General features: G+C 41.4%; 17 protein-coding genes. 7 read left to right on the top strand and 10 right to left on the bottom strand.

Annotation, left to right across the window (positions count from 1 at the left end):
• Positions 1–244: 244 nt before the first annotated feature.
• Positions 245–940: a DnaJ domain-containing protein gene (locus VK664_RS26760; RefSeq protein ID WP_461401796.1), complete on the bottom strand. Its 696-nt coding sequence runs from the start codon at positions 938–940 to the stop codon at positions 245–247.
• 163 nt (positions 941–1103) lie between these two features.
• On the opposite strand from VK664_RS26760, the gene VK664_RS26755 reads away from it, so the two are divergent.
• Positions 1104–1934 carry a nitrilase family protein gene (locus tag VK664_RS26755; protein ID WP_461401795.1) on the top strand — a complete coding sequence of 277 codons (831 nt, stop codon included), beginning with the start codon at positions 1104–1106 and terminating at the stop codon, positions 1932–1934.
• A 161-nt stretch (positions 1935–2095) separates the two neighbouring features.
• Positions 2096–3199: an N-acetylglucosamine-6-phosphate deacetylase gene (gene nagA / locus VK664_RS26750; RefSeq protein WP_461401794.1), complete on the top strand. Its 1104-nt coding sequence runs from the start codon at positions 2096–2098 to the stop codon at positions 3197–3199.
• Between the two features lie 7 nt (positions 3200–3206).
• Here the strand turns inward: nagA and VK664_RS26745 are convergent, their stop codons facing one another.
• The 5 genes from VK664_RS26745 to VK664_RS26725 all read right to left on the bottom strand — a co-directional run bounded on the left by VK664_RS26745 (position 3207) and on the right by VK664_RS26725 (position 8318).
• Entirely contained in the window at positions 3207–4718 is a 1512-nt protein-coding gene (locus VK664_RS26745; protein ID WP_461401793.1) for a S41 family peptidase, read from the bottom strand.
• Between the two features lie 59 nt (positions 4719–4777).
• A complete protein-coding gene (gene thiL / locus VK664_RS26740) occupies positions 4778–5812 on the bottom strand; it encodes a thiamine-phosphate kinase (RefSeq protein WP_461401792.1) in 1035 nt (344 codons plus the stop codon).
• Positions 5813–5895: 83 nt separating this feature from the next.
• Positions 5896–6672 (bottom strand): inositol monophosphatase family protein, encoded by a 777-nt coding sequence (locus VK664_RS26735; protein ID WP_461401791.1) that lies wholly within the window; start codon positions 6670–6672, stop codon positions 5896–5898.
• Between the two features lie 53 nt (positions 6673–6725).
• On the bottom strand, positions 6726–7814 hold the full coding sequence (locus tag VK664_RS26730; RefSeq protein ID WP_461401790.1) for an alkene reductase: 1089 nt from the start codon (positions 7812–7814) through the stop codon (positions 6726–6728).
• A 75-nt stretch (positions 7815–7889) separates the two neighbouring features.
• Complete coding sequence (locus VK664_RS26725; RefSeq protein WP_461401789.1) at positions 7890–8318, bottom strand: ArsR/SmtB family transcription factor; 429 nt, start codon at positions 8316–8318, stop codon at positions 7890–7892.
• A gap of 119 nt (positions 8319–8437) precedes the next feature.
• On the opposite strand from VK664_RS26725, the gene VK664_RS26720 reads away from it, so the two are divergent.
• The 5 genes from VK664_RS26720 (at position 8438) to mtgA (ending at position 13538) form a co-directional block, all read left to right on the top strand.
• Positions 8438–9604, top strand: a complete 1167-nt coding sequence (locus VK664_RS26720) for a glycosyltransferase family 2 protein (RefSeq protein ID WP_461401788.1) — start codon at positions 8438–8440, stop codon at positions 9602–9604.
• Between the two features lie 109 nt (positions 9605–9713).
• On the top strand, positions 9714–11240 hold the full coding sequence (locus VK664_RS26715; RefSeq protein ID WP_461401787.1) for a GH3 family acyl-acid amido synthetase: 1527 nt from the start codon (positions 9714–9716) through the stop codon (positions 11238–11240).
• A gap of 146 nt (positions 11241–11386) precedes the next feature.
• On the top strand, positions 11387–12025 hold the full coding sequence (locus VK664_RS26710; RefSeq protein WP_461401786.1) for a LysE family translocator: 639 nt from the start codon (positions 11387–11389) through the stop codon (positions 12023–12025).
• 113 nt (positions 12026–12138) lie between these two features.
• Entirely contained in the window at positions 12139–12720 is a 582-nt protein-coding gene (locus VK664_RS26705) for a hypothetical protein (RefSeq protein ID WP_461401785.1), read from the top strand.
• A 113-nt stretch (positions 12721–12833) separates the two neighbouring features.
• On the top strand, positions 12834–13538 hold the full coding sequence (gene mtgA, locus VK664_RS26700; RefSeq protein WP_461401784.1) for a monofunctional biosynthetic peptidoglycan transglycosylase: 705 nt from the start codon (positions 12834–12836) through the stop codon (positions 13536–13538).
• A gap of 21 nt (positions 13539–13559) precedes the next feature.
• On the opposite strand, the gene VK664_RS26695 is transcribed toward mtgA, so the two are convergent.
• The 4 genes from VK664_RS26695 to VK664_RS26680 are packed head-to-tail and all read right to left on the bottom strand — an operon-like array spanning position 13560 to position 17122.
• The gene (locus VK664_RS26695) at positions 13560–15239 is read right to left on the bottom strand and encodes an ArnT family glycosyltransferase (RefSeq protein ID WP_461401783.1); all 1680 of its coding nucleotides are present in this window, start codon (positions 15237–15239) and stop codon (positions 13560–13562) included.
• 57 nt (positions 15240–15296) lie between these two features.
• Positions 15297–15851, bottom strand: a complete 555-nt coding sequence (locus VK664_RS26690; protein WP_461401782.1) for an AAA family ATPase — start codon at positions 15849–15851, stop codon at positions 15297–15299.
• Positions 15830–16471 (bottom strand): nicotinamide riboside transporter PnuC, encoded by a 642-nt coding sequence (gene pnuC / locus VK664_RS26685; protein WP_461401781.1) that lies wholly within the window; start codon positions 16469–16471, stop codon positions 15830–15832. The genes VK664_RS26690 and pnuC overlap by 22 nt, the downstream gene beginning before the upstream one ends.
• A gap of 54 nt (positions 16472–16525) precedes the next feature.
• Positions 16526–17122 carry a NifU family protein gene (locus VK664_RS26680; RefSeq protein ID WP_461401780.1) on the bottom strand — a complete coding sequence of 199 codons (597 nt, stop codon included), beginning with the start codon at positions 17120–17122 and terminating at the stop codon, positions 16526–16528.
• Positions 17123–17142: the final 20 nt, after the last annotated feature.

Below are 17142 nucleotides of genomic sequence, written 5' to 3'. Positions count from 1 at the left end.
GATCAGGGCCCAACAGCAACCAGCACTACAAGCATACTTAACAAAGCCGATCAGGGAACAAAAAGCCGATCGGAGACAACAGCAGAGAGCGGCAAAACGAAACGTATTAACCAGGAATCACAGTGGCAAATCAAACCAACCGAAAGGGGCCATCCGGCGGAGTGAAGAACCGAGTGAACGCCATGAACGCGCAACATCAACAATGTAAACACAACGACGCAAGGCACAAAAGCCGATAGCTGTATCAAAGAAAGTTGATGATGATCCCCATAAGTATAATGATCGCTGCAATTGTTACTACCGGTAGATATTTATCAAATGTTGCGCGTCTTTTCCTTTGTTTATTGAATTGATGAATTTCGAGAATCTTATCATTATCTGCCCCTGCTATCTTTATAAGCTTGGCTGTAATGCGATCAATATATTCTATCGAGAGCCACTTGCTGGAAAGAAGCACTTCGTCTATTGCACGGCGTGAGAAGACCGTATCGCCGGCATTTCGAAGGAGTTCAATATTGCTAAGGCTCAGTGCGGTATTTATTGCTTTGAACAGTTCCGCATGTTTCAGCTTCCTTTTGTTGCTGACTGTCTCAACCTGTTTCCTGATCCTGGTAAGTTGTTTAAGAACAGTCAGGTGATTAACCGGTTCAGGGGCCTTGGGTTTTTCGGGTGGCCTTTCGGCCGGATGGCTTGAAGTAACTGTACCACGCGGTTTTCGATGACCTTTCGACAAATCATAATCATAAATAGTGCGACGATGCTTGTCGGACAGTACATGATAGGCGTCTACGATTTCTTTAAACTTGTTTTCGGCAAACTTATCCCCAGATGGATTTTTGTCTGGATGATATTTAAGCGCAAGTTTTCTGTAAGACTTTTTGATTTCGTCTTCAGAGGCATCCCTTGAAACTTCAAGTATATTATAATAATTCTCAATCATAGTGTACCCCGGCAAGCGGGCTGAAAAATAGGTAAAAATTTTCATTACCAAAAAACACAAGGTAGCGGGATTGCTATCTCTCAAATTATAAAACTGTTTTAATCTTTAACCTGTTATTTAGAGCCATTATATTGTAGTTTTGAATGGAGTCATCTTTTCAACTATGTCGACGCTTAGCATTACAACAATTCAATCAGGTCTGACCTGGGAAAATAAAGAAGCAAACCTTGAAATGTTCGATAAAAAGATCAGGAGTCTTAATGGCAAAAAAGAGCTTGTGATCTTACCTGAAATGTTTAGCACAGGTTTCAGCATGAATCCCGCTTTGCTGGCAGAAACAATGGACGGAGCAACCGTACATTGGATGCGTAGAATCAGCGCGGAGCAAAAAATCATACTTACAGGAAGTATCATCATTGAAGAAAACGGCTCCTACTTTAACAGGCTAATATGGATGCTTCCAAACGGCAATTATGGCTCCTACGATAAGCGTCATCTCTTTGCTTATGCCGGTGAAGACAAATATTATACAGCCGGAAACAAACGGCTTATCGCATCAGTGAAAGGATGGAAGGTCAATCTGCAAATTTGTTATGATCTGAGGTTCCCGGTCTGGGCAAGACAGTCAGAAACATCTTTCGACCAGGTGCCGCTGCCTCCGGACCAAAGAAAAAACAAAGGTGTAGAGTATGATTTGTTGATCTATGTTGCCAACTGGCCGGAAAAAAGAATTCAAGCCTGGAAAACCCTGTTGCAGGCAAGAGCCATCGAAAATCAGTGTTATGTTGCAGGGGTTAACCGCGTTGGTAACGATGGAAATAACATTTATCACAGTGGAGATAGCATGGTTATTGATCCGCTTGGCGAAATACTTTATACCAAATCCCATGAAGAAGATATCTATTCTATTCAGCTTGATAAGGGAAAACTTGATGAACTGCGTACCAAACTGCCTTTCCTGGACGATGCCGACGACTTTCTTATCCAAACCTAAAAACCCAAACTATGATTCCATCACAAATAAAATACGCTACTTGAATTTGCCAAATTCAGGAAGTGACACACTTCCCACAAACCATTAACCAGGAATCACTCATCACTTACAACTCACCACTCACTCATAACTCATAATTCATAACTCATAACTATATTAACGTGGCCACAGCTTTTACAAATGCAAAGATCTTTACCGGTGAAAATTTTGAAGAAGGGAAAGCGGTACTTGCCGACATGGGAATTATCACTGGCATTGTTGACGCTGATTCAATTCCCGGAGGATATACAATCTCAGATATAGGAGGATACAATCTGGCTCCTGCATTTATTGACCTGCAGATCTATGGTGGTAATGGAAGAATGTTTTCAGACAATCCTGATCATGAAACGCTTGACAGTACTTGCCAGTATTCAAAAGCAGGTGGCGCTTCACATTTTATGATTACGCTTGCCACCAATTCTATAGATACATTTTTAAAGGGCATGATTGCTGTCAGATCTTATTGGCAGGAAGGCGGGCAAGGACTGCTTGGGCTTCATCTTGAAGGTCCTTATATAAATGCAAAAAAGAAGGGCGCGCATATTGAGAAGTATATAAAAAAACCTGAGCTTGATGAACTAAAAATGCTGATGGATAAAGGAGGTGATGTAATAAAGATGATCACAGTTGCTCCCGAGGTGTGCAGCGATGAAGTACTGGAATACCTTCTTGAAAATGTAACCGTCGTTTCTGCCGGGCATACCAACGCAACATACAAGGAAGCTCAGTCAGGTTTTGGCAAAGGGATAATGGCAGCTACTCATTTATTCAATGCAATGACCGGCCTGCAGCATCGCGAGCCAGGAATGGTAGGTGCCATTTTTAATGATCCGAATGTAATGAGCAGTATTGTTTGTGATGGCATTCATGTGGATTTTGCCGCAGTCAGGATTGCGAAAAAAGTGATGGGGGAAAGGTTATTCTATATCACGGATGCCGTAGCAGAATCCAGGGTTGGATCTTATCAGCATATTTTGAAAAACGATCGTTACACATTACCAGACGGAACCCTGAGCGGATCTTCGTTAACTATGATGAAATGTGTAAAAAACGGGATTGAAAAAGCGGGGATCTCACCGGAAGAATCTTTAAGAATGGCAGCAGAATACCCGGGAAATTTATTACTGAGAGATATGCAGATCGGTAAAATCCAGATACACTATGCAGCAAGCTTTGTGGTATTTGATGACGAATACAATGTTCTACGTGTTATAGTAGATTGAAATGCCCTCACTGCTTTTGTTGGACAGCGCCGTTATTGCTGAGGATGATTTCTTTAATTACCTCAACCTTTGGATCGACACCCCTCCTGATTGATTCCACAGATGGCAGCACCTCAATATCCGGCATTACTCCCCGGCCTGCGGCAACCTTATCTTTGTCCATGACCAGCCTGAACTTAGGTAAACTAAATCTCAACCCTGTTCCTGGCAAGGTTACATCCGGCAACATCCAGGCAGAGTTTCCATAAGCGCCACCACCGGTTTCCTCACCAATGATTTTGACATTGGATTGCCCCTGAAGTTTTTTTGCAAATAAAGCAGTGGCAGAAAAAGAGTTTCCGCCTGTCAGGATATAAACGTCGCCATCAAAATGATTTTTGCGCTTCGGTTTGAACACATGTCTTTCAAGATAACCGAAGTGATATTTTCCATCCCGCTCCTTATGTGTTATAAATTGCATCATAAGCCAGTAAAGCGGTTGCATCTCTATATGGCTACTATATCGGCTGCTACGCTTAATAGCGTATAGGGTATCTGCCAGTTTAAATTTTTTATCTGTTATATATCTTGTCAGAAATGTGGAATTACTTGCATCGCCTCCGCCATTGGTTCGAACATCGATAACCAGGTACCTGATGTTCATCTGCTTCATGGTTTTGAAACTATTCCGGAAAAAGGATTTCAGCTTATGACCCCTCGAAAATGTATTTACAGTCATGAAAGCCGACTTAAGCGTAGTATCAACCTGGACATTCCTTGCAGAATGCATTGAAATGAATTTCGACTCTTCCCTGCTGGGACGCTTCGTTTCAACCGGGGGGCGTTTATCAGTACTATCTGCTGCGGGATCATATACCGCTATCCGCGTTGTTTGTAGTTGATTCCAACGATCATAATAACTGATATCTAGACTATCAGGCAAACCAAAAATGTTTTTATAAAATGCTCCGAAATTTCCCCGGTTACTGATTGCCTGGTATTTACCGGTGATGGCATTGCCATCCGCCGACAGGTAATTAAAAACAGTATCAATCAGGTGGGCCACCGGTATATTGTTGATTGCTGTAATAATTGTTCCTCTTCTTATAATGGAATCTTTACGGTTGAGATTAGCCGTTACTACCATCGTATCTGCCCAGGCTTTTATACTCAGGGGAAAGATCTTAAGCTTTGCCGTGTCAAGGTAGGCTGAATAATACTTTGAATACCGCACAGCAGTATGACCACATTTCATCTTTGACACCACAAAACTCAACAGGGTTCTGAATTCCCGTTCGGTCATTGAATCTCTCACCTGCGAATAGCCCTGGTCAAAATAATGATCCATACTGTCCTTTGAGGTGAACCAATACAAACCTGGATGAGATTCTTCGAGAACATTACGGAACAAAGTATAATCTTTCTGTAGAGCAGATTTTGAGAATTTTCTTTCTGCTACAAAAGATTTTCGGGAACTGCCACAGGAGGCAGCAACGAAAGTTAACACCAACAGAAATACAGGTAGTGAAATTTTTTTCATTGCCAGGCTTACCCCATTATATTTTTATGGCTGAATTTCAACCCTGTGCTTTTTAACTTTTACTGTTTAAAGGCGTTCCATCCTTGTGCCGTAATCGGGAAGTTCTTTCCACCCTTGGTAATAATATGTGATCCTTCAGCTGGATCGGTAATATAACCGATTACGCTGATCTCCTCATTAAGAACGAGCTTATCATAGTCTGATTGCGGAATTGTAAACAATAATTCATAATCTTCACCACTGCTCAGTGCACAAGCTGTAGGATCCAGCTCAAATTTGTAAGCAGCCTGTTTCATCCTGTCTTCTATTGGGAGTTTGTCTTCATATATCACTGATCCCACCTGGCTTTGTTCACAAATATGCAGTATCTCCGAACTGAGGCCATCACTGATGTCCATCATTGCTGTCGGCATAATCTTAGACGATTCAAAAAATTCGATGATGTCTTTTCTTGCCTCGGGTTTCAGTAACCTGCCAATCACATAATCTTCTCCCTCAAGATCGGGCTGAACCTGCGGATTTTCGAGATAGATCTGTTTCTCCCGTTCAAGGAAAAGCAGACCCACATATGCAGAACCAAGATAACCACTGCAGCAAAGAAGATCCCCTTTTTGGGCCCCGCTTCTTTTTACAAACTTGTCGGGAGTAACCTCACCAATTGCAGTAACCGAAATCACAAAACCTTTTTGAGAAGAAGTGGTATCACCTCCGATAAGGTCAACCCCATACTTTTCACAAGCTGCATAAACACCATCATAAAACTCCTGCAAGGCTTCAAGACTAAACCGGTTGCTGAACGCAATACTCATAGTGATTTGAGTAGGAACAGCATTCATTGCATAAATATCACTGAGGTTCACAACCACACTTTTGTACCCGAGATGTTTAAGCGGAGTATACATGAGGTCAAAATGTATACCTTCAACCAGCATATCAGTAGTAATGACGGTTTGCTTCCCGAAATGATCAATCACTGCTGCATCATCGCCGACACCCAGGATAGTAGACGCGTTTTGTATTTCTATATTCTGAGTGAGATATTTTATAAGGCCAAATTCCCCAAGCGACGCTATTTCTGTTCTGTTTTCAGACATTGATATTTATTTAAACTAAGGTTGTTATAGCAGTTATTTCATTATCACCCGATCAACGGTTTCAATCTATGACGTTTATCTTATCAAGCTTTGTTATTGATCCATTCCAGCATTTCATCATGGATTTTCCCATTTGTTGCCAGTATATGAGGCTGATAGGGAGAATAGTAATCTCCCTTGTAATCCGTTACTTTTCCGCCCGCTTCTTCAACGATGAGGAACCCGGCTGCGCTGTCCCAGGCTTGTAACTTATGTTCGTAAAATCCATCAAATCTTCCGGTTGCAACCCAGCAAAGATCCATTGCTGCAGAACCTAGTCTTCTGACGGGTACCCCCTTACGGATAAATCGTTCGAAGCATTCAAGTGGCCCGTTTGGAATATCGAGATAAGTGTAGGGAAAACCGGTAACAAGACAGGAATCTATAACTGTCGATACGGAGCTGACATTGATAGGCGATCCATTGAGCATGGCGCCTTTTCCTTTTTCTGCGAAGTAGAATTCTTTAAGAAATGGATTGTAAACTGCGCCCATGATCATTTTGCCTTTCTGCTCCAGGCCAATCGACACACAACAAATAGGAATGCCATGCGCGTAGTTTACAGTTCCATCTATCGGATCAATGATCCATTTATATTCGGAATCCATGATGATCTCACCGGACTCCTCACTTAAAATAAAATGCCCGGGGAAAAATTCCTTTATTGTTTCAATAATGGCCTTTTCTGAAGCGTGATCAGCTTCTGTGACCAGGTTATTGATGCCTTCCTTATTGGTAACCTTCAGTTCCTTGCTATTGAAATAATACTGCATTACTTTGGCCCCGGCCTCGGTAGCGCTGATAAGTGCTTCTTTAAACATGGCGCAAAGATAGGAACCTATGCGCCGATTTTTGTATCATCAGGAACAGATTCTCACACCGCGATAGCTGAATCCTGGTATGGCTGGTAATCGATATAACCCTTTTCGTCTGCAGTGAAAAAAGTGGAAGAATCAAGGTTATCGGCCAAACTCCAGTTGTTTCTGAATCGTGTAATGAGGTCTGGATTGTTAATAAAGGGCCGGCCAAATGCTACCAGGTTTCCAAGACCTGATTTTATATCTTCAGCAGCCCTGTCTTTGTCATAATTACCGGCCAGAATAATAGTCTGTGTAAACCACTTACCAATCGCCTTTTTCAAAGAATGAGGAACCATATTTTCACCATTTTCCAGCAGGTGAATATATGCCATACCAGTTTCATTCAGTTTTTGGGCGAGATAGAGATAGGTAGCTTCTATTTCGTCGTAAACAGGCATGTCGTTGAAAATGCTGAATGGAGAAATACGGATACCAACACGTTCTGCACCAATGGCTGCGCTTACAGCAACAGCAGTTTCAATTACAAACCTGGCCCGGTTCTCAACCGATCCGCCATAATCATCAGTTCTCAGGTTACTGAAAGGTGAAAGGAACTGTTCTAACAAATAACCATTGGCCCCATGAAGTTCTACCCCGTCGAAACCGGCTTCAATTGCATTTTTTGCAGCATCCACAAACTCTTTCTGAGCATTGTTGATTTCAGCCTTCGTCATTGCCCTTGGCTGTGAATTTTCCTGCAATCCGGAGTTTGTCCAGATCTGGCCTGTTGCAGTTACACCCGACGGTGCAAGTACAATTCCACCAGCCGGAAGATTTGAAACATGACCGATACGGCCTGTATGCATTAATTGCGCGAAGATTTTTCCGCCACTTTTGTGTACGGCTTTTGTTACCAGCTTCCACCCGTTTACCTGTTCTTCATTAAAGAGACCGGGTATGTTGGTATATCCCAGGCCATTGGGTGATGGTGCAATGCCCTCAGAAATTATGAGTCCTGCAGTCGCGCGCTGTGCATAATACCTGGCCATCAGGGCATTCGGTATATTTCCGATTGCACGGGACCTTGTCATCGGCGACATTATCAGCCGGTTTTGCAAATGAATATTTCCCAGTTGATAAGTGCTGAAGAGGTGATTAATCATATCAGGTATTTTTAATTTATGAAACATTTATTCATTTATATATTTACAACTTTCGATGTATTAGGCAAAAAAATTTTATTTTTCAACGTCGTCCTGATGCAGATCTCCATGCTTAAGTTCAACATGGTTGAGGTCGACAGGCTTTGGGTCAACATGCCTGTGGTCGACATTTTTTGAGTCAGTATTTTTCTGATCCGGCGGCTTTGCGAGACAATGTTTTAAATCATTGAGCATCTGAATATACAAATCAAGCATCGGCTCATTCAGCGTGTATTTGTGATTTCTTCCTTCCTTTTCCGGCTCGATCAACCCCGATTCAATCAATATTTTCACATGATGTGAAATTGATGGCTGAGCCAGATCAACAACAGTATGAATATCTGAACACTGTCCACATCCTCCCTTATTGGAGATGAAATGCAGGATCTTGAGGCGATTACTATCGCCCAGGGCCTTTGAAATTTTTTCGAATTGTTTAGATGTCAGTGTCGATGTCGGTGTCACAAAAAATAGATTGAAAGATGCAAATGTATCAATTTTCCGCAAACCAAAATGAATTTTGAACTTTTGCCGCTTTTTTTAACATTTTGCCTTGTGATTGAAAAAATCGTATTTCGCTGTCGATGGTCCTTTCGGTGTTAATAGTGAATTATAATGTTCGGTATTTTCTTGAGCATTGCCTGTTATCTGTTTTACAGTCTATCGAATATATGAAATCGGCAGAAGGATGGCAAACCGAGGTGTTGGTGATAGACAATGATTCCCATGATAATAGTCTTGAATACCTGCAACCTTTATTTCCTTCTGTGAGATTTGTACAGGCTTCAAAAAACCTCGGTTTTGGCAAGGCTAACAACCTGATTTTGAAAGAGGCTTCGGGGAAGTATGTGTTGTTTTTGAACCCCGATACGCTGGTGGCTCAGGACTGTTTTTTAAAAACCATCCGCTTCATGGAATCGACTCCTCTTGCCGGCGCCTGTGGGGTAAGGATGATTGATGGATCCGGGAATTTTCTGCCGGAATCCAAACGCGGTTTCCCGGGAGCCTGGAATTCTTTTAGTAAGATGACAGGATTGATAAAGATTTTTCCCCGAAGTAGTGTATTTGCGGGTTATTATGAAGGGCATCTTGACGAACTGAAAACCCAGGAGGTTTCGATTCTGAGTGGTGCCTGGATGATGGTCAGGTCTTCGGTCTTAGACAAAACCGGTGGGTTTGATGAAAGATTTTTTATGTATGCAGAAGATATTGATCTCAGTTACCGGATAAAGCTGGAAGGTTTTGCGAACTACTATTTTGCCGAAACCACCATTGTCCATTTTAAAGGCGAAAGCACCAGTAAGGATAAAATTTATACTTCGCGTTTTTACACCGCGATGATCCGGTTTGTACAAAAACATTTCACCGGCGCAGCGGCATCACTCTACATTGTTATGCTCAGGGCAATGATCAAATTCAAAACATTGGCTCCGGGAATGGGCCAGGAATTACAACCAATGGTCACCGGGTCTTCTTTGAAGACTTTCGCAACAGGTGATCCAGGGGCTATCCGGGTTCTATCGGCTATTATTAAACGTAGTCCTGGCAGCGTTAAAGTTTTTAGCGATGAAAAACAAACCGCAGATGAAATCGTGTTTTGCCTGGGAGACAATTTTTCTGTTACAGACCTGGTAAAAAGGCTGGAATCCGAGTATTGCCCGGTCAAAAAAATATTCCATCCAAGGGCCGGGGCTATTATTGGAAGTCATTCCAAAAACAACCAGGGTTCAGTTGAGGTACTACATCGTTGATCTGCTGTATAAGCTCAGTCATCCGCTTGATTTTACAGGGGTTACACTGTTATTATCCTCTTAATACCTTAATTTTGGCAATAGCAAAATAAACCCTTGCTTCTCTTTAATGGCCTTAATTGAGTTATCGCTTCCTCGTTCGATTGCGAAAGCCTTAAGACTACCGCCAAAATCTCCCATGCGGCAGCAGATAAAGGTTTTGAAACGGCTTTTGAAAAAGGCAAGGTTTACCGAGTTTGGTCAGGCTTACCATTTTGACAAAATCCTCCTCAGCAAACATCCCGAAAAAAAATTCCAGGAGCTGGTTCCTACTTTTGATTACAATGCGATTTACCAGGAATGGTGGCATAAAACGCTGGAAGGAAAACCGGATATTTGCTGGCCTGGAAAAATAAAATTCTTCGCCTTAAGTTCCGGCACTTCAGAATCTGCAAGCAAGTATATCCCGATAACCAACGATCTGATGCGTGGAAATCGCATAATCATGATCAAACAGTTGTTGAGTCTTCGCACATATCACGACATCCCGGTAAAAAGTATCAGCAAGGGATGGTTGATGTTGGGTGGCAGTACTGATCTTCAAAAAGGGCCGGGATATTATTCAGGAGATCTCAGCGGTATCACCGCTAAAAAGGTTCCATTCTGGTTTTCCCCTTTTTATAAACCGGGCAAAAAAATCGCCCGTACCAAAGACTGGAACACAAAAATAGAAGCTATTGTTGAGGAGGCGCCGAACTGGGATATCAGTTTTGTTGTAGGAGTTCCGGCATGGATTCAAATGTGTATGGAAAAGATTATTGAAAGATATAATCTGAAAACAATCCATGATATGTGGCCAAACCTGGCATTTTTTGTTCATGGTGGCGTTTCCTTTGAACCTTACAAAAAGGGGTTTGAAAAACTTATTGCAAAACCACTCACATATATAGAAACCTATTTGTCTTCAGAAGGTTTTATTGCTTACCAGGACCGGCAACATGCTGACGGGTTAAGGCTCGCACTAAGCGAACATATTTTCTTTGAATTCGTGCCTTTTGATGACCAGAATTTTGACGCCGACGGCAACCTGTTGACGGATTCAAAAAAACTGATGATCCACGAACTTGAAGAAAACAAAAACTATGCTATTCTTTTAAGCACGATGGCCGGGGCCTGGAGATATCTGATTGGCGACACGGTTAAACTCGTGAATAAGGAAAGATCTGAGATTATTATTACAGGGAGAACAAAACATTTCCTGAGCCTTGTCGGAGAACATCTCAGTGTCGATAATATGAATAAAGCCATTCAACTGGTTACAAATGAACTGAACATTTCAATTCCCGAATATACAGTTGCAGGGATACCGGATGGTTTATTTTTTGCTCACCAGTGGTATGTTGCCTGTGACGATGCTGTTGATGCAGAAGTGTTGGGCAAAAAAATTGATGATAAGCTCAGGGGCCTGAATGATGACTATGCTGTTGAAAGAGAAAGTGCCTTAAAAAATGTTCACGTAAAAATTTTGCCTGAAGCGGCCTTCATGGAATTCATGGAACTTAAAGGCAAAATCGGGGGGCAGCATAAATTTCCGCGCGTAATGAAAGGCAAGATGAACGAAGAGTGGACCCGGTATCTTGAGACTGGCAAACTTTAAATTTAACTGCCCGTTTATTTCAGATCGTGACAAATCTCAAACAATAAGCCGGTACACATAGGGGTTATTAAGAACAATTGATTGCGGCATTTATTTGTAATTTGTCGCCTTTCTTAACCAGCACTATATTTAGATTTTCCAAACAGATGTGGCAGGCACTTTTAAGCGGTATAACTCTTGGATTCATTCTTGCACTTTCGGTGGGGCCCGTCATTTTTACTATCATAAAACAAAGTATTAATAACGGGCATGTTGGCGGATTCAGTTTTGTAGCCGGTGTCTGGGTAAGTGATATATTATTAGTTGTGGTGAGTAATGCATTTTCCACCCTGGTTTCCGATCTGCTCGAGCATAGAAATATTATCGCATATATAGGCAGTATTTTCCTTGTTGCAATGGGTATTTACTATTTGTTTTTTAAGAAAATTACGCTCAAGACTGATGCCGAAGGGAAATCAGTAAGGTTCAGTGGCTTCGATATGGTCAAATTGTTTTCAAGCGGGTTTCTTATCAATACGCTGAACCCAAGTGTTTTCATCTTCTGGTTAACTACTGCGACTACTTTTGCAGTGAAATACACATTTAAGGAACGTATCATTATATTTTCGGTTTGCCTTGCGCTGAATATTGTAGCAGATATATTGAAAGTGATCATGGCCGGGAAGTTGCGCAAACGCCTTACCCTTCACAATGTCTCGCTGATCAATAAAATTTCTGGCACAATCCTTATCGGGTTCGGACTTGCACTACTCTATGGAGCCTTCTATTTCGCCTCAAAAAATTGATTAGCTTACCGACAATTAACAAAACATTAGAGTGAATATAGTTTTGAGGCAAAAATGAAAATACTTTTTGCAGCAACTTCGCATTCTTAGCTCATTTTTAAATGCATGGTTACATGAGAAGATTTCTACTATCAGTGATATGCTTTTTAATGATTGCAGAATTAAAATCCCAGGACGATTTTATTGTGTTGAAAAAGCGTAATAACCGCACACTCAAAACCTATGGCCAGGGCTCGTTTTTATCAGCTAAGACTAATACCGGATTTCAACTAAACGGATTTATCACTGCAATCAGGAACGATTCGGTTTTCATCAGGCAGCAGGAAACAAAATTGGTTTCAACCGAGTTCGGACAAACGATAGATACTGTTTTTTACACCTTTGGTTTTGATCACCGTAATATCACCGCTTTTTATTTTAGCAACCAGTATGGTCCAACTATGCGGAAACGCGGTTTCGCCCAGACGACATTGCCAATAATTATGATAGCTGGAGGTACTGGCTACATCATCCTCGAACTTGTCAATACTGTGTATAGGAAAGAGTCATTGAATGAAGGGAACAAATTGCTGTCTTTAGGTATTGCTGCAGGAATTGCGGGGACAGGCATATTGCTTCAAACCCTGAATAACCGGAAAGATAAAGTTGGTAATAAATACAAGGTGCACTACGTCAGGAATGCAAGGGGCAAATAAACAGCGGGAATGTAGCTCTTCATACGATTAATTTATGTTCCTTCGCGCAATTATTAATAATGTGTGGCCGTTAAAGGTCTGCCCTTATGTGTTGCAACTAAGTATTTACCCGGATGGCTATCAAAACAAAAGGATTGGGTCTTCGTGTATTGAGATTTTTAAAGAGGCTTTTTATCTTTCTTTTCATTTTTCACCTCTTTTATGTCCTCATACTCAAATGGGTTAATCCCCCTGTAACCATAACCCAGTTTGTAAGTTGGATAACAGGAGATGGATTGAAACGCGATTATGTTTCCTATTCCGAAATATCAAGTTATGCAAAGATCGCTGTGATCGCTTCAGAAGATCAGCTATTTCCTGAACACAATGGGTTCGATTGGAAAAGCATCGAAAAAGCAATGGAGCATAATGAAAAGAATCCGAAAAAAATAAGAGGTGCTTCAACTATCAGTCAGCAGGTAGCGAAAAATGTTTTTCTCTGGCAAGGCAGAAGCTGGCTGCGTAAAGCATTTGAAACATACTTCACATTTATCATCGAAATTGTTTGGGGTAAGAAAAGAATACTTGAAATGTATCTCAACATTTCCGAGATGGGAACTGGTATTTATGGGATTGAGGCTGCGGCGAGATCATACTTCAAAAAGCCGGCTTCACGGCTTACAAGATCTGAATCCGCAATGATTGCAGCAGGACTCAGAAATCCCAAAAAATATACCGTTAAACCGCTTTCAAAATTTGTTGCTTCGCGTTATCCCTGGATTCTTAAACAAATGACAAACCTCCAGGATGACGATGGGTTACAGCGCATACTTCAATAGTATGTTTCAGTTTATGTTGATTTATTTCATGTCAAATGCAAATGTTGCACTGTTCAACGTAGGCTGATTTTTTATTCGCGATTCTGTAGCCAGCCGGCCAAGATATTCACCCTTTGCAACAGGCACAGGAAAACTTAACCTGATCTTTGTTTTTAATTCCCGGATCTGATCAACCCTGATATTTGTTGAATAATAATCCGGAACCGTGTCGTTATTGAGCACCCCAATCTGAATCAGTGCCTGGTTATAGGGTGAAAGCCGGAACACTTTGAGATAGTGTGCCGGTACTGATATTTCACAATCCAGCGAGACCAGTCCATTGCCAGCCCGGATGTTTTTGATATCCCTGAACTGGAGTTTTGAAAAAGAAAAAAAGGAATCAATCACCGCTCCACCGTTTATTTGCCCACCCTTGCCCTGGACGGTTTCCTTTAAAATATAAGGATCATACCGGCCTAATGCGAATACTGTTTTACCAAGTAACGAATCGCTTACCGGCCAGTAATTGAAGTTGTTCCTCCGGTAATCGGGGGTATTCAAAGAATAAGATTCAATACCAGTATAAAACCAGTATTTTGATGCCTGCTGGTAAGAACTTATCGCGACAAGAGGAAGTCCCCCTGATTGCATACGCAGACCTGTTGACCAGCTTTTATTCTGATGAAACTCATCCTTTTTTACCAGCTTTGAACCATGAATGTCTATCACAAGGTAAACGCGGAAGATCAGCACAATTGCAAGGCTGAATATAACGGTATTGAATACCCATTTTTGCAGTTTAGGTCGCTCAACCATGTACTGATGACTCAATACAATTAGTGCAACTATCACCGGGACTGTCCAGTTTGCTTCAACTCTTCCTTTCAGCGTACTAACCAGGAAAAAGAGGTAGAAACCAATCATTGAATATTTCAGCGCCTTTTCTGTAAGTGATGAAGGACGGTGCCGGAAAGCCTCCCAGAGAAACAACCAGCCCATTAAAGGGCCCACAAGCAGTAGCTGGCCAAGCAGATATTCAATGGTAAAAGTAAAACGGTAATGCGTCGCATTTCTTTCCACAAGATGATATTGCACAGAAGGAAAATCATGTGTGTATTGCCAATAAATATGGGGACTAAATAATATTACCGCGATACCGGCAGCCAGGTAGGTTTGATATTTTATAAAGAGTTTGGGGTTTGACAACAGGGTAAAAAAAACAATCAGGATTCCATGATATTTACTATATAACATAAACGCAATGTTCAGTCCGAGCAAAGCTGTGTTTGCCATGTTCATGTTATTGGTAAATCGCCGGTATAAAAGGAAAAACATTGCAGTAAAAAACATCAAAGGAAGATCCGGTGCCGCTATGATACCTCCTACCTGTGCAATTGCGAGCGACATCAGGATTCCATAAAACAGCAGGGGATTTTTCTTCTCAAGTAAAACCTGGATCACCAGTAAGGTGGCGGTGTTAATTAACACAATCATAAAGCGAACACCCAGTTCACCGGGAAATAACCAGGTTCCACATTTAATAAGCAGTGCAATCATCGGAGGATGATCATAATATCCCCAGTCCAGGAAATTGCTGTAAATCCAATAATAAGCCTCATCATCAAGCAACTCTGTCGACGCTGCCTGAATTATGTTCATGGCGAACCATGCTCCATAAAAAACCAGCTTATGATATTTCTTTACAAAAGCGAGTAGATCCATACGATGCAAAAATAATGCAATATCATCGCGGGTAAACAGCGAAATGAAGACCGGTAACTAAAAGGTTAGCTTAAAACATTTGTCAACAGCATCGATGGCTATATGTAACCGATCAGAATATTCACCACTGATATCTATCCATGGAACATCCTGGGAGATAAGAATCTCTTTATAAATATGATAGAGCCTGGTTCTGCTTTCAAGATCGGGATATTCACGGAGTTGATCTTTAACCCAAGGCAGGTCTATATTGCAAAGAAGGTAAAGGTCATATGGTCTTGTAGCAATTTGTTCAAGTATCCAGGCATGACATTTCTGGAATACGAACTCGCACCATACCTGCATTACATACATATTGGTATCAATAAACAAGAGCTTATCCTTGTTCCCGGGATCCTGAAGTATTTCCTTTTCAGTTTCTATCTCGTGTGCTAGCTGGCCTTTCGCAATGGTTAACAAATCATCATAGTCGTAATTCATGCCATGGCTAAGGAGAAAGCCTCGTGCGAACTCCGGCACCCATTCCGTATTATAATGCTGCGCAAGCTCTGTCGAAAGAGTAGTTTTTCCGGTCGACTCCGGCCCTAAAATCACAATTCGTTTTGTTTCCATCTCAGATTTTCCGACCGTTTAATCTTTTGGTTCCAGGTTATATAGCCCATAATTGCAAGTACAAGTAACACCAGGAACTGAAAACTTGTAAACACTGCATGTTTGTAAAAATATAGTGGGATGGAAGCAATATTCGTAAGTATCCACCAAATCCAGTTTTCAAGTTTTTTCTTAGCCATCAGCCACATCCCCGTATATGCCGATGCCGAAGCAAATGAATCGGCAACCGGCACATCACTATTTGTAAATGTCCTGAGCACCAGGTACAGTAAAGCCCAGCAAGCGCTGAAAAAAATTATGGACTGTTTCCATTCTTCCGGGCTGCACTTTGTAATCTTTAGTACATGTTCTTTACCGTTATTCCTTGTTTTGGCCCAGAGTATCCAACCATAAATACTCATCACTGTATAATAAAAATTCAGGCTGGCTTCAGCGTAAAGATTCCACCAGAACAAACAGAAATAAGTATAAAGAATGGTATTTATCAGACCGGTAGGGTAAACGAGAATATTTTCCATACGGGAAAAAACAACGCTTGCTATCCCAAAAAAAACGGCAATAAATTCCAGCCAGGTTGTTTTTTGAAGGCCCTCCAAAAATAAACGAAAGATTTCCTGCATATCATAAAAAAAAACCTTCCGGTCAGGAAGGTTTAGTATAATAAAATGAATTTGTTATTCTGCTTCCGCAACTACTTCAGATACTTCGGGAATCATTCTTTTCATCATTCCTTCAATTCCCGCTTTCAGGGTAATCATAGAGGAAGGACAACCACTGCAGCTGCCTTGCAGCATCAGGTTTACTACCCCGTCATTGTAACTTTTGAACTGGATAGCACCGCCGTCCATTTCAACCGCAGGTTTCACGTAATTTTCGAGCAACTCCTTGATGCGTTTTACAACATCGTCGTCATCTGCTGCAACAGTATTGGAACTTTCCTGTTTCATTGTTGCAACCTCATCTTCGTTTACAACAGGTTTGTTTTCTTCCAGGTATTCTTTCAAAAACTGGCGGATAACAGGTACCACATCGTTCCACTCTGTTTCATTGGTTTTTGTCAAAGTCACAAAATTGCTGGCGATGAACACTGCTCTTATAAATGGAAAACCGAATAGTTCTGTTGCAAGTGGAGATGGTTTTGCGCTACTGATTTCCGCGAAATCAATGCTTTTTCCGGGATATAGAAGTTTGTTTGCAACAAATTTCATTGTTTCCGGGTTGGGCGTCATCTCGGTATATATACTGATGACAGGATTTCCTGTTTTGATCATACTCACGAATTTAATTACAA

Origin of the sequence: Flavitalea sp., from assembly GCF_035489435.1 — a bacterium.
Classification (GTDB): domain Bacteria; phylum Bacteroidota; class Bacteroidia; order Chitinophagales; family Chitinophagaceae; genus DATHKG01.
This window is presented reverse-complemented; position numbering and strand designations above follow the sequence as displayed.